Below are 12,744 nucleotides of genomic sequence, written 5' to 3'. Positions count from 1 at the left end.
ATTTTAATTTGTTCGACGTAGATCGAGCCGTGAGTCCTTCGAACCGACTCGAGCCGATCGACGCTGACCACCGGCCGCGCTCCTCGAACGTGTGGTTTCAGACGCTCTTCGGGCTCTATACGGGCGTGCTCGTCGCGGGGTTCGTAACTGCAGTTGCCACACTGCAGGCCGTCTCGAGCGCCGCCCTCGCCGGAATCTACCTGATCGGCTTCGCGGGCGGGTTCCTCGCGGGCATCGCTGCCGCGAGGATCGACGGAACGCTGGCGATTCGACTCGGCAGGAGTCGAGTCCGTCGCGCGTCGCTATCCGTTCCGGCCGCCCCGTTCGGGGCGGTGGCCGTCGCCTCGTGGTGGCTCTCGCTCGAGTCCGCGCTTTCCCTCGTCGCGACCGTGTCAGCCGCCGGCCTCCTCGTGTTAGGGTACGTCGTCGCCGAACTGGCCCGGACGCGGTACGTCGACGCCGTCGTCGCCGCCGACCCCGTCGACTCGTGGTGGTGGACGCCGCCGAGGGCAGGAAGGGCCTACACGCTCGTCGCTCTCGGTTGGCTGTTCATGGTGATCGCCAGTGCCGCGAACGGGAACTGGACCGCCGCCGCCGCGTGGATCGTGATCGTACTGGGCTGGATCGTCGCCGGTATCATCGAGGGCCGATGGCGGATCGAATGGGGCGTCCGGCCCGAAATCCGGGTCTACGAGAACGGGTTCGTCAAACGACGACCGTTCACGGAGACGTTCGTCCCCTGGGCGGACGTCTCGCACGTCCGACTGCGGGACGACGAACTGGTCCTCGACCGCGGGCTGTTCGACGTCCGCCTCGAGCGGTCGGAACTCGAGGACCTCGAGGCCGTCCGCGATGCGATCGAGCGAACCCGTCCGAACGCCACCGGTCGGAATCGAACCGCGGACTGATCGGTCTCCTCACTCGAGGTCGGCCCGCCCGCTCGTTGCACTCCGGAGTCGATCCCGCAGTGCCTCGGCCTCCTCGACGGGGACCTGGACCGAAAAGGAGACGTCGGCCTCGTAGTCGGCGTCGAACTCGAGTCCCTCGCTCTCCAGAATTCCTCGTACCGTCCCGGAGTCGTCGTACTCGACGGTGACGGTTACCCGCTCGTGAGGACGCTCCTCGACGATTCCGGCTTCCTCGACGGCCTCCTTCACCGCGCGGGAGTAAGCCCGGACGAGACCGCCGACGCCGAGGTTCGTCCCGCCGTAGTAGCGGGTGACAACGACCGCGCAGTTCTCGATGTCCTGCTGAGCGAGGACGTTTAACGCCGGCTTACCCGCCGATCCGGACGGCTCGCCGTCGTCGCTCGAGTACTCCCGCAGGAACTCCCCCTCGGAATCGGCTCGCACCCGATAGGCGGGAACGTTGTGGGTCGCGTCGGCGTACTCCGTCCGGACGGTGTCGACGAACCCCTCCGCGGCGTCGACGGACTCGACCGGTCGAACGTGCCCGATGAACTCCGATCCCCGGACGACGAAACTGGCGGTCGCGGATTCGGCGACGGTTCGGTACGTCTCGCTCACGCGCGTCCACCCCGCTCGCGCCCCGGTTCGATCATGCCAGCGCTATTCCGGCCACCGAAAAGAGCCCATCGGTCCCCGCTATCGGTCGCCGAGTTGGCGGCGCACGAAGCTCAGTGTGTTATTCAAGCCGACCTACTATGCTATTACTGCTTCTATGGTATGAATAAGCATGGCGAGAGAGTCCATCGATCCACAGTTTGCCGATGAGTTACGCAGCGTCTGTCGGACTACCGTCGGTGACGAACTTCGCAGTATCACCTACTTCTCCGAGGAAACGGTCGAACAGGTGTACCTCCGGTCGGATCTCGACCGAACCGCCGATCTGATCGGTTTCGCAGAGCACGAACGAATGGGGTTTCGGTCCCAGTCCGCCTACCGCGACACCCAACTCGGCGAGTACCAGGCGACGATCCGGATGTTCGAGAACGGCTACCTGTCGCGGGTTATCCGGGAGCCACACGGCGTCTGGGTGACGACCGACGACATGTCGATGGAACGGTTCGAGGAACTCACGAGCGCACTCGCGGCCGTCCTCGACGAGGAGCGGCCGGCAGACGGCGAGTGACGGCCCGCCGCGTCCGAACTCACTGCAGTTCGATCTTCCGGACGAACTCGAGGTCGCGGATTTCGGTAATGACGTCGCCCGGCAGATCCTGATCGGTCACCAGGTAGAGTCGTGGCTCGTCGGTGAACTCCGGATCCTCGCTGATAGTCTGGCGGATCGAGATGTCGTGGTCGGCGAGCGTTCCCGTGATCCGGGCGACGATCCCCTCCTGTTCGGCGTTGTCGACCGCGATCGATAGCACCGTCAGATCGAGGACGGGTGCGAGGTCCATCAGGCTCGGCACCTGCGAGATGTTCTGGAAGATCCGACGCAGTTCCGGATCCTCGAGGATCGCGTCGGTCGTCGAGTCCACGACCCGCCGATCGACGTCGATCTCGCGGGCGATTCCCGTGTTCGGTATCTCGATGCCGCCGGAGACGACCCGGCCGTCGTCGTTGACGGAGAAGCCCCGCTCGAGCAGCAGGCGAATAACCGCCTGCTGGCTCGGCGAGCCCTCGAACTTCTCCATGATCTCGTCGAACATTCCGTACCGGGTGTACGCCGGCCGTGGTATAATGATCGGTGGTCGGTCCGTGCGCCCGCCCGTCGACCCTAGAGCGTCCCCTTGGTGCTCGGCGCTCCGTCGCGCCGCTCGTCGATCCGGGTCGCGTCGTCGAGCGCCCGCGTGAGCGCCTTGAACAGCGCCTCGACCTCGTGGTGGGCGTTCTCGCCGTCGACCTCGAGGTGGAGGGTGAGTTCGGCGTTCATCGCGAGCGATTCCCCGAAGTGACGGGCCATGTCGCTCGTGAAGTCGCCGATCTCGTCCTGCGAAAACGCGCCGTCGAAGTAAAAGCGCGGCCGGCCGCTGACGTCGACGACGGCACCAGCGACGGCCTCGTCGAGCGGCACGCGCCGGTCCGCGTAGCGGACGATCCCGGACCGATCGCCGAGCGCTTCGTCGATCGCCGTCCCGAGGACGATCGCGACGTCCTCGACGGTGTGATGATCGTCGATCTCGAGGTCGCCGTCACAGTCGACTTCGAGGTCGAACAGGCCGTGTTTGGCGAACGACGCCAGCATGTGATCGAAGAAGCCGATTCCGGTTTCGACGTCGGCGTCGCCGCTGCCGTCGATCGCGATGGTACACTCGATCGACGTCTCGCCCGTCTCGCGCGTCACCGTTGCTGTCCGATCGCTCATGCCGCATCGATACCGCCGCCGGTACAAGGGGGTTCCGCTCGTCTCGACTGCTCCGCCCGTCAGATCTACCGGGATTCGGACCGGTAACTCCGAGACACTCTCGATCAAAGAAACAGATTTAGAATCGGTTATAAAATATCTAACCGATTTTGGGGGAGTTACGAAACGTCGGTAGCAGTCGTTTACGAGATAAAACTATCCGAAACCAGTCCAATATTCGGCTGCTTATATGACGTCTCCTGTGAAAGTCGTGAATACACAGAGGTAGGATCCGGTCCCATGTCGAATCACTCCCCGCTCTCGAACGAATCGATCACGCCCTCCGGCGCCGAAGCCAAGCCCAACCCCGAGGGCCGTCACCACCGACTCGCCCGCTCGCTCAAGAAACCGGCAGAGTTCCTCGCGTTCTGGGTCGCCGTCACGCTCCCGTTCGTCCACCTGCCGTTGCTCGCGCGCGGACTGGGCGATCCGAGCGTCTCGCTCGCGTTCCTCCTGTTGCTGTTGCTCAACGTCTTTGCCCTCTACATTGGTCACGGCCACAACCGGGAGTGAACGCACTCGAGTCGTCTGGATCCCTCTCGGCCTCGACACTGCACCGCGACGGTTCGTTATCGAGCGATCCCCACATCGCCGTTCCGAACTGATTATCTTCCCGCCGGTGCAGCCAGAGGCGGTTCGTTCGCTCCGACTCGGTGACACGGTCATCGACGGGGAGACGGTCCGGGACCCCTACACCACCGTGCGACCGGCAATCCCCACCTTCTTCCTGCTGTCGATTTTCGCGGTCGTCGATCCGCTCCTCTTCGCGTTTCGAAAATCGATCTGGTTCGGTCGCCCTGCTCGGAGGTCATCCGGACCAGTTCCTCCGTACCGCCCTCCGGAATCTCCGTCTCGAGGTCGAACGGTTCGAAGCCGATCGTCTCGTAGTGCGGCACCAGACCGCGGCGGCAGAGCGACGAGAGGCCGACGACCTCCGTCTCGGCGAGCGCCCGCCGAACGCCGTCGGCGTCGCGGTCGGTCCACCGCTCGTAGTCCTCGTAGAGGCCGGTCAGTGCGGGGGTCGTCGGGTGTTAGATCTCGAACCCGAGTCATCACCTCTCGCTGTCTCCGCCGCCGCTAATTCGGTTTTGGTGGTGTGCTACTTCCTACCACTCTACTCCGATAGCGGGTTCAGCGCTCGTCGACCGCAGCCTGGGCCTCCTCGAGCGTGAACTTCCCTTCGTACAGGGCGCTGCCGACGACGACCGCGGCGGCACCGGCCTCCCGGAGCGCTCGAACGTCCTCGAGCGTCGCGACGCCGCCGCTGGCGATCACGGGCACGTCGGTCGCCTCGACCAGTTCCCGGACGGGGTCGGTCGCGACGCCCTCGAGCTGTCCCTCGACGTCGACGTTCGTAAAGAGAATCGCGGCGGCGCCCAGCTCCTCGTACCGCTCGGCTGCCTCGACCGGCGTAATACCGGCGCCCTCGGTCCAGCCCTCGACGACGACCTCGCCGTCCTTGGCGTCGAGGCTGACGATCACGCTCTCGGGGCGGGAGTCGCTGATCTCGGCGACGATATCCGGGTTCTCGACCGCCGCCGTCCCGAGGATGACGCGGTCGACGCCGCGCTCGAGCAGGTCGGTCGCGCCCTCGGCGGTTCGGATGCCGCCGCCGAGCTGGGTCGGCACGTCGACGGCGTCGATCACGGCGTCGATGGCGTCGGCGTTCTCGCGCTCGCCCTCGAAAGCGCCGTCCAGATCGACCAGGTGGAGCGTCTCCGCGCCGGCGTCGATCCACCGGCGCGCGGCCTCGACGGGATCGCCGTAGGTCTTCTCCGTCCCGCGCTCGCCCTGAACCAGTTGGACGACCTCGCCGTCCTGGACGTCGACCGCCGGAATCACCTCGAACGCCGCCTCGCCCGCGTCGTCAGTAGCCATACTCGAGTGCCCGTGGCCGACGCGAGTAAAGCCGACGGTTTCGACGAATACCACGTGTTTCACACAGTTCGTACTTCATGCGGAATTGTTACCTGTCGAGTCGGTGTGCGGGTGAACAATGTCGACGGGGCTGGTGCTCGCTCAGGAGCCGATGACGCAACCGGAGCTGACGACGGACATTCTCGTCGTCCTCGGCGTCGTTCTATGCGCGCTCGCGTTGTTCGTCACCGAGCGCCTGCCGGTCGACGTCACCGCAATCTTGCTGATCGTTATCCTCGTCGTCCTGGAACCGTGGACGGGGATCGATGCGAGTACCGGAATCTCCGGCTTTGCGAACGACGCGACGATCACGGTGCTGGCGATGTTGATTCTGAGCGGTGGCATCGCTCGGACGGGGCTCGTCCAGGAACTCGGCAGACGGATGGCGTCGTACGCGGGAACTAGCGTCCGCAAACAGCTGTTTGCGACCGTTCTCGCGACCAGTCCCGTCTCCGGTTTTCTGAACAACACGCCCGTCGTCGCACTGCTCGTGCCGGTCGTCACCGACGTCGCCAACCGCGGCAACACCTCCCCCTCCAAACTCCTCATCCCGCTCTCCTACGCCTCGCAGGTCGGCGGGATGCTCACCCTCATCGGAACGTCGACGAACATCCTCGCGAGCGACATCAGCGCTCGACTGGGCGAGGAGTACCCCGAACTCCACGGGTTCTCGATGTTCGAGTTCACACAGCTCGGCGCGCTCGTCGTCGTTACCGGTGCGCTCTACCTGATCTTCGTCAGCCACTACCTCCTCCCCGAGCGGGTGCCGCCGCGGGCGGACTACCTCGAGGAGTACGAGGTTGGCGACTACATCGCCGACGTGGCGATCGTCCCGGGGTCGCCGCTCGTGGGGGCAACAGTCGGCGACGCGACGAACGTGCTCGGTCCCGAAGTCGACGTCGTCCAGGTCGTTCACGACAGGGACCGGTCGGTCGCGCCGCGACGGGAGACGCACCTCGCGGAGGGTGACGTCCTCGTCGTCCGCACGGACCGCGACGCGATCAGGACGCTCGAGGACGCGGCGGGCGTCGAACCGGTCGGCCGTCCGAGAACGGAGGCGGAGCTGGCGCCGGAGTCGGAGGAAGGGCTGGTGACGGAACTGATCGTCTCGCTGGACTCGCGACTGGTCGGCGAACGGCTCGATCCCGAGCGCTTCCGCGAAGAGTTCGGCGCCGCCGTGCTCGGCCTGCGGAGCCACGGCGAACTCGTCGCCGATCGGATCGTCGGTAAACGACTCGACGTCGGGGACACGCTCCTCGTGCAGGCGCCGCCGGAGACGCTCGATCGCCTCTCTCGAAGCGACGACGTGATCGTCGCCCGCGAGCCCCCTCAACCCGACTACCGCGCGGACAAGGCGCCGATCGCCGTCGCCATCATGATCGGCGTCGTCGCCGTCGCGGCCCTCGAGATCTATCCGATCCTCCTCTCCGCGCTCGCGGGCGTCGTGGCGATGATCGTCGCCGGCGTGCTCGAGCCGAACGAGCTGTACGACGCCGTCGAGTGGGACATCATCTTCCTGCTGGCGGGCGTCATTCCGCTGGGAATCGCGCTCGAGGGGACCGGCACCGCGGCCTACCTCGCCTGGCTCGTCGTCTCGACGGCGGGGTTCCTGCCGACGCTGCTCGTGCTGTGGCTGTTCTACATCGTCACGGGTCTTATCACGGAGGTGATCAGCAACAACGCGAGCGTCGTCCTCCTGATCCCAGTTGCGGCAGCCGCGGCAGCGGGAATCGGTGCGAACCCGTTTGCCTTCGTGCTGGCGGTCACCTTCGCGGCGAGCACCGCGTTCCTGGGTCCGATCGGTTACCAGACGAACCTGTTCGTCTACGGACCGGGCGGCTACCGATTCGGCGACTACTTCCGGGTCGGCGCGCCGCTGCAGTTGCTGCTGTCAGTCGTGACCGTGCTCGGCATCGCGTTCCTCTGGGGCGTCTGACCGCACCGACGAGGTGACCGCCACGAACCGAGCCGCGCTGCGAAGCGACGGCCGGTTCGCGAGGCTGGGACCGGCGACGGATACACTCACCTTCGTGACGAAAATCGACGAGACAGACTTTCAGGAGGTCCTCGACGCGGGCAGCCCGTTCAACTCGCGGGCCTCGTGAAGCACGTCTCGATGCCGACGATCCTCGTCTACGGGTTCTTCGTCGCCTTCCCGTTCGTCGGCCGAGCCTTTCCCTCGCGTTTATTCGAGTCGCTGTCGTAGCTCGCGTATGACTGCGCGCGTTCTCGTTCCGATGGACGGCTCGGAGATGAGCGAACACGCACTCGAGTACGCCCTCGATGCCTTTCCGGACGCCGAGATAACCGTCCTGACCGTCGTGGGCGAACCGTCGTCGATGTGGGGAGCAGCGACCGGCCTCGCGCTCGCCGACGATCTCGAGGAGGCAGCACGGGAACACGCCCAGTCGACGTTCGATCGGGCACGCGAGATCGTCGACGGCGCCGACGGCGACGCGGAACTCGAGACCGTTTACGATCTGGGACACCCCGTTCGCGCAATAATCAATCGCGCCGGTGACTACGATACGGTCGTCGTCGGCAGTCACGGGGGGACGATCGCGGATAATCTCTACGTCGGCAACGTCGCCAAGAAGGTCGTCCACCAGTCGCCGGTTCCGGTGACGGTCGTTCGGTAACCGAGACCGTGAAACCGGCCGACTGTCGGCAGAGACGGTGCCGGTTCGCCGTATTCGAATCGATTTCGTGCTACCGGTAGCGACGGTCGTCAGCGGTCGTCGCCGTTTTCCGTTCGCTCGTCGTTCTCCGCTCGATCACCCTCGGCGGAGCTGTCGATCAACTCCTCGACCTCGTCCTCACGGGGACGGCGGTCGATCCGCTCGTCGACGGCTTCGACCTCCGCTTGCATCTCGTCGAGCTGTTCGCCGACGGTTCGTTCGACGGCCTCTTCGACGGTCTCGCCGACCTTCCTTTCGACGGTCTCGCCGACCCGTTCCTCGACGGTCTCGCCGACCCGTTCCTCGACGGTTTCGCCGACCCGTTCCTCGACCGTCTCGCCCACGCTTTCTTCGACGGTCTCGCCAACCTTCTTTTCGACAGTTTCACCGACCGTCTTCTCGACGGTCTCGCCGACGCTCTTCTCGACGGTTTCGCCCACGCTTTCCTCGACCGATTCCTGGACGGCTCTGGTCATCCAGTCGGGATCGAAACGCGCCATCTTCCAGACGACGTGGATGACGTACGAAGCGAACACGCCTACCCCGAACGCGATCCCGACGTTCGTGCCGAGAACCATGATCAGCACGATCGAGAGCGCGATCAGTGCCCCATAGGCGAGGTCGACGGCTGCATCGACCCGGACCGGGTTCAGCATAGACGATCGCCACCGACACGTCCGAATCGGATGGGGCCCAAGCGTTCGTCGACAGAGTCGATTCCTGCGCACTGGGGAGACGATCCAGTTCGCCCCTGAGGCTCTCTCGAGACGAGATTCCAGTCGGAGTACATGATACTGTATTCCATGGTGTGGCCGGTTGAAGTTCTTTAGGATCGAACCGTCTCGTAGAACGTCGTCCGGATCGGGGCCACTCGCGCGATCAGCGGCTCCCCGTCCGCGACGACTGAGCCGTGCCTGGTCGGCGGTTGCGGCCGCAAATAGCCGCGTTTTTAGGGACGGGCAATGTGGGTGACAGTGTGACAGAAGTACTGCTGATCGTGGGACTCCTCGTCGCGGCTTTCGTCGGCTATAATATCGGTGGCGCGACGACGGGACCCGCATTCGGCCCCGCTGTCGGCGCAAACGTGATCACGAAACTGATGGCGGCCGCGTTGATGTCGATTTTCTTCTTTCTCGGTGCGATCACGATCGGTCCACAGGTCGTCACGACGCTCGGGGACGAACTGGTCCACACGACCGATATCTTCACCCTCCGATCCAACGTTGCCGTCCTCTTTTTCATCGGCGGTGCGCTGTTCGTGGGCAACTACTTCGGGGTACCGGCCTCGACGTCGATGACCGCCGTCGGCGCGATCTCCGCACTCGGCCTCGCGACGGGGGAACTCGACTTCGCGGTGCTCGGTGAGATCGTCGTCTGGTGGGTCGTCGCCCCGATCATCGGGTTCTGGGTGGCCGGCGTCGTTGGCCGCTACTTTTACCCGCGAATCAACGCGTGGGTCGCCATCGAGGGCAACCGCGAGGGACGCGAGATGGTCACGGTCGACCGCTCGGGGACCGTTCCACGGCTGCAGTTCGGCGAGAACGCCGATCGACGCGAGATCACGGGCGCGCTGGTCGTCGTCGGGATCGGCTGTCTGATGGCCTTTTCCTCCGGGACGAGCAACATCGCCAACGCCATCGCACCGATCTACGGCACCGGCGTCGATATGATTCCGCTGATCCTGCTCGGCTCGGCCGCCGTCGCCGTCGGCTGTTTCACCATCGCTCGACGAACGCTCGATACGCTCGGCAACGACATTACGAATCTCCCGCTGACGGCAGCGATCGTCGTCGCCATCATCAGTTCGGGGATCGTCATCGGCCTCTCGTGGATCGGCATTCCCGCCAGTTTCGTCGTCATCGCGACGATGAGCATTATCGGGCTGGGGTGGGGACGAGCGACCCGGACGACGACGCTATCGGACGTCAGAGCCGGCGAAGAAACCACGGTCTCCGTGGGTGCCTTAACCGCTGAAGAAGAGGGCGAACGCTCGCCCGACATCGGGGAAGAAGAACCCGAAGACATCCCGAAAGCCTCCGATCTTTTCAACCCCTCGACGACGGCTCGTGTCGTCCTCATGCAAAACGTCGTCCCGATCATCTCGACGGTCGGCGCGTTCCTGACCTTCCGGTTCGTCCCGATCTTCGGCTTCTGACGGTCGGCTAGTCTTCGACGCGTTCTCCGTGCCAACACGCGAGCTCGCGTAGTACCGTCCTGAACGTCACCCGACGAGTGCAAGACGCGATTCGTAATGAACGCGGCAAACGAAACCGGAGCCACGCGGTTCTGTTTCAGTGTTTCTTTCTCCCATCCGTTTTCCGACCCGACGTTTGACGGATATCGACATTCTTCCCTTCGAACGTTCCAATTCCGAGTCAAAGACAATTGAGGACCGAACAGCAAGCTATACCAATGCGGCCCTCGAACCGGCGAGTGATGCCCACGGTAGAATACCTCAACTACGAAGTACTAGACGACCAGGGCTGGGAAATGGATGACGACGACCTCTTCGGTCAGGCTGCCGACGCCGGCCTCGACGAGGAGGACTACGGTACCCTTGACGTCGCCGAGGGCGAGTACATCCTCGAGGCCGCCGAGGCCCAGGGCTACGACTGGCCCTTCTCGTGCCGTGCAGGCGCCTGTGCGAACTGCGCAGCGATCGTCTACGAGGGCGAGATCGACATGGACATGCAGCAGATCCTCTCGGACGAGGAAGTCGAGGACAAGAACGTCCGTCTGACCTGCATCGGCTCCGCCGAGACCGACGAGGTCCAGATCGTGTACAACGCGAAGCACCTCGACTACCTGCAGAACCGCGTCATTTAGACCCGATCTTCCGTTTTCCGTTTTTCAAGGGCCGACGAGCGTCAGCGCTGCCGTTCGCCGTCGCGGGCTTCCGTCGATCGTCGTCTCCGGTTCGTCGACCGAATCCCGTGACCGGAAGGCCGAAACAATGACACTGTCGCACTCGAGAGAGTGAGACGTGTCACTGGCCGGCGTGTCGGCGACCGTACCCGACCTCCTGCGACTCGTCGCGCTTCCGCTCTTCGCCTGGACGGCCGTTCGCGACGTCAAGACCAGGCGAGTCTCGAGTGCGGTCTGGATTCCGCTCGCGACTCTCGGGGCCGTCCTGCTCGTGTGGGACGGCTGGACGGCCTGGAACGCCGGCCCGTACGCCTGGAGCTACGAGTTTCTCGTTCCGGCGGCGATCAGTCTGGGGTTCGTGGTTCCGCTCGCCTACTGCTTCTGGTGGTTCGGCGGCTTCGGCGGTGCGGACGCGAAAGCCCTGTTCGTCCTCGCGTTGCTGTTTCCGACGGTGCCCCGGTACGCGGTCGGCCCGGTGACGGTTCCGGTAGTGACGATGCCGCTCGGGGCGTTTTCCTTCACGATTCTGACGAACGCCGTCCTCGTCGGGGTCGCAATTCCGCTCGCGCTCGCCCTCCGTAACGCCGCCGCCGGTCGGCTCACGCCCGTGATGTTCGTCGGCTGGCCCGTCCCGTGGGAGCGGGCGACGACCGCGCACGGCAAACTGCTCTCGGCACCCGACGGCCGGTCACGGGGCGGACTCGACCTCGACGCGCTGCGGATGTACCTCCGCTGGCGCGGACTGTCCCTCGCTGCCGTTCGCGAACACCCCGATCGGTTCCGCGATCCGGCGACGCTTCCGGACGAGCCGAATCCGCCGACCGACGGCGCCGTCACCGCGGACGGGTCCGGCGACGGCGAGACGGCGCTCGAGCAGGCGACCCGAGAAAAACCCCGAAACACGGGCGGCGGCGCGCCCGACGATCCCTGGGGCGCCGAGACCTTCCTCGCCGATATCGAGGGCACGGCCTACGGGACCGCCCCGGACGAGTTACGGGACGGCCTCGAGGCGCTCGCGACCGAGGAGCGAGTCTGGATCTCGCCGGGGATGCCGTTTCTCGTGCCGGTGTTCGTCGGTCTGGTGATCGCACTGGTTTACGGCGACCTGCTCGTCGGGACGCTACTCTAGCGTTCGCTCGTACAGCGGGACGAGGACCGTCCAGAACACCACGAACGCGGCGCCGACGCCGACGATCAGGAGCCACGGCCGCCCGGAGCCGGTCGGCGCTCCGCTCGCGAGCAGGCCGACGGTGCCGACGAACAGCAGACAACAGACGAGGAGACTCCCGAGTTCGACCGTCGCGGCGACCGGGTGGGCCCGCAACTGGGCGGCGAGGTCGGCGAGGGACAGCGACATACCTGGCGACTCGGACGCGGCCGATAAAAGTCCGCGTATCTTCGACCCGGTTCAGACTCGAGACTCGATGTCCGCGGCGATGTCGTCGAGTTCGTCGTCCGCGAGGTCGGGTCGGTCGCCCGCGGCGGCGTGGATCGGACCGCCGCCGTCGCCGTCGAACCGCGGCACGATGTGACAGTGGACGTGGGGTACTTCCTGACCGGCGGCCTCGCCGTTGTTGAAGGCGACGGTGGAGGCGTCGGCGTCGACGCTCTCCTCGACGACCGGAACCAGTCGGTGAATCGTCGCGTAGAGGTCCGTCGCGACGTCGTCGGGGACGTCGTTGAGCCGTTCGTACTCGTCTTTCGGGATCACGAGCGTGTGACCCGGCGCCAGCGGGTTGGCGTCGAGAAACGCGAACGTCGTCTCGTCCTCGTACACGACTCGAGCGGGGATATCCCCCTCCACGATCTGGCTGAAGATCGTACTCATACGCGAGTGTGTGTCGGCTCACCGTAAGAAGGTTACCCGACGTGCGAGTGCGGAAGCGTTCACGACTCCGCCTCTTCGAGCACAACCGGTTCGAACGTCCGCCAGTGCTGAAGCTCCCTACCGCGTAAATATCGTAGTGTGGTCGTT

16 protein-coding genes are annotated in these 12,744 nt (G+C 65.1%); 9 read left to right on the top strand and 7 right to left on the bottom strand.

Annotated elements, in window-relative coordinates; translation table 11 throughout:
* Positions 1–29 precede the first annotated feature (29 nt).
* Entirely contained in the window at positions 30–908 is an 879-nt protein-coding gene (locus NED97_RS19450; RefSeq protein ID WP_252488656.1) for a hypothetical protein, read from the top strand.
* Between the two features lie 9 nt (positions 909–917).
* Here NED97_RS19450 and NED97_RS19445 read toward each other — a convergent pair whose 3' ends face one another.
* On the bottom strand, positions 918–1,526 hold the full coding sequence (locus NED97_RS19445) for an IMPACT family protein (protein ID WP_252488655.1): 609 nt from the start codon (positions 1,524–1,526) through the stop codon (positions 918–920).
* A gap of 169 nt (positions 1,527–1,695) precedes the next feature.
* Between NED97_RS19445 and NED97_RS19440 the strand changes: the two genes are divergently transcribed.
* Complete coding sequence (locus NED97_RS19440) at positions 1,696–2,091, top strand: DUF7522 family protein (RefSeq protein ID WP_252488654.1); 396 nt, start codon at positions 1,696–1,698, stop codon at positions 2,089–2,091.
* Positions 2,092–2,110: 19 nt separating this feature from the next.
* On the opposite strand, the gene NED97_RS19435 is transcribed toward NED97_RS19440, so the two are convergent.
* Entirely contained in the window at positions 2,111–2,614 is a 504-nt protein-coding gene (locus tag NED97_RS19435; protein ID WP_252488653.1) for an amino acid-binding protein, read from the bottom strand.
* Positions 2,615–2,682: 68 nt separating this feature from the next.
* Positions 2,683–3,270: an imidazoleglycerol-phosphate dehydratase HisB gene (gene hisB, locus NED97_RS19430; protein WP_252488652.1), complete on the bottom strand. Its 588-nt coding sequence runs from the start codon at positions 3,268–3,270 to the stop codon at positions 2,683–2,685.
* A 279-nt stretch (positions 3,271–3,549) separates the two neighbouring features.
* Between hisB and NED97_RS19425 the strand changes: the two genes are divergently transcribed.
* On the top strand, positions 3,550–3,822 hold the full coding sequence (locus NED97_RS19425; RefSeq protein ID WP_252488651.1) for a hypothetical protein: 273 nt from the start codon (positions 3,550–3,552) through the stop codon (positions 3,820–3,822).
* Between the two features lie 618 nt (positions 3,823–4,440).
* On the opposite strand, the gene hisA is transcribed toward NED97_RS19425, so the two are convergent.
* A complete protein-coding gene (gene hisA, locus NED97_RS19420; protein ID WP_252488650.1) occupies positions 4,441–5,187 on the bottom strand; it encodes a 1-(5-phosphoribosyl)-5-[(5-phosphoribosylamino)methylideneamino]imidazole-4-carboxamide isomerase in 747 nt (248 codons plus the stop codon).
* Between the two features lie 118 nt (positions 5,188–5,305).
* Between hisA and NED97_RS19415 the strand changes: the two genes are divergently transcribed.
* The 3 genes from NED97_RS19415 to NED97_RS19405 all read left to right on the top strand — a co-directional run bounded on the left by NED97_RS19415 (position 5,306) and on the right by NED97_RS19405 (position 7,865).
* Positions 5,306–7,162 carry an SLC13 family permease gene (locus tag NED97_RS19415; protein WP_252488649.1) on the top strand — a complete coding sequence of 619 codons (1,857 nt, stop codon included), beginning with the start codon at positions 5,306–5,308 and terminating at the stop codon, positions 7,160–7,162.
* Between the two features lie 13 nt (positions 7,163–7,175).
* The gene (locus NED97_RS19410; RefSeq protein WP_252488648.1) at positions 7,176–7,331 is read left to right on the top strand and encodes a hypothetical protein; all 156 of its coding nucleotides are present in this window, start codon (positions 7,176–7,178) and stop codon (positions 7,329–7,331) included.
* A gap of 108 nt (positions 7,332–7,439) precedes the next feature.
* A complete protein-coding gene (locus NED97_RS19405; RefSeq protein ID WP_252488647.1) occupies positions 7,440–7,865 on the top strand; it encodes a universal stress protein in 426 nt (141 codons plus the stop codon).
* Positions 7,866–7,954: 89 nt separating this feature from the next.
* Here NED97_RS19405 and NED97_RS19400 read toward each other — a convergent pair whose 3' ends face one another.
* Positions 7,955–8,560, bottom strand: a complete 606-nt coding sequence (locus tag NED97_RS19400) for a hypothetical protein (protein WP_252488646.1) — start codon at positions 8,558–8,560, stop codon at positions 7,955–7,957.
* Between the two features lie 320 nt (positions 8,561–8,880).
* Between NED97_RS19400 and NED97_RS19395 the strand changes: the two genes are divergently transcribed.
* The 3 genes from NED97_RS19395 to NED97_RS19385 all read left to right on the top strand — a co-directional run bounded on the left by NED97_RS19395 (position 8,881) and on the right by NED97_RS19385 (position 11,898).
* Entirely contained in the window at positions 8,881–10,059 is a 1,179-nt protein-coding gene (locus NED97_RS19395; RefSeq protein WP_252488645.1) for an inorganic phosphate transporter, read from the top strand.
* 281 nt (positions 10,060–10,340) lie between these two features.
* Positions 10,341–10,730: a ferredoxin Fer gene (fer, locus tag NED97_RS19390; RefSeq protein ID WP_252488644.1), complete on the top strand. Its 390-nt coding sequence runs from the start codon at positions 10,341–10,343 to the stop codon at positions 10,728–10,730.
* Between the two features lie 157 nt (positions 10,731–10,887).
* A complete protein-coding gene (locus NED97_RS19385; protein ID WP_252488643.1) occupies positions 10,888–11,898 on the top strand; it encodes an A24 family peptidase in 1,011 nt (336 codons plus the stop codon).
* On the opposite strand, the gene NED97_RS19380 is transcribed toward NED97_RS19385, so the two are convergent.
* A complete protein-coding gene (locus NED97_RS19380) occupies positions 11,890–12,126 on the bottom strand; it encodes a prominin family protein (RefSeq protein WP_252488642.1) in 237 nt (78 codons plus the stop codon). The two genes, NED97_RS19385 and NED97_RS19380, sit on opposite strands and share 9 nt — an antisense overlap.
* 51 nt (positions 12,127–12,177) lie before the next feature.
* On the bottom strand, positions 12,178–12,597 hold the full coding sequence (locus NED97_RS19375) for an HIT family protein (protein WP_252488641.1): 420 nt from the start codon (positions 12,595–12,597) through the stop codon (positions 12,178–12,180).
* Positions 12,598–12,744 lie beyond the last annotated feature (147 nt).

This window comes from Natronococcus sp. CG52 (genome assembly GCF_023913515.1).
Classification (GTDB): domain Archaea; phylum Halobacteriota; class Halobacteria; order Halobacteriales; family Natrialbaceae; genus Natronococcus; species Natronococcus zhouii.
This window is presented reverse-complemented; position numbering and strand designations above follow the sequence as displayed.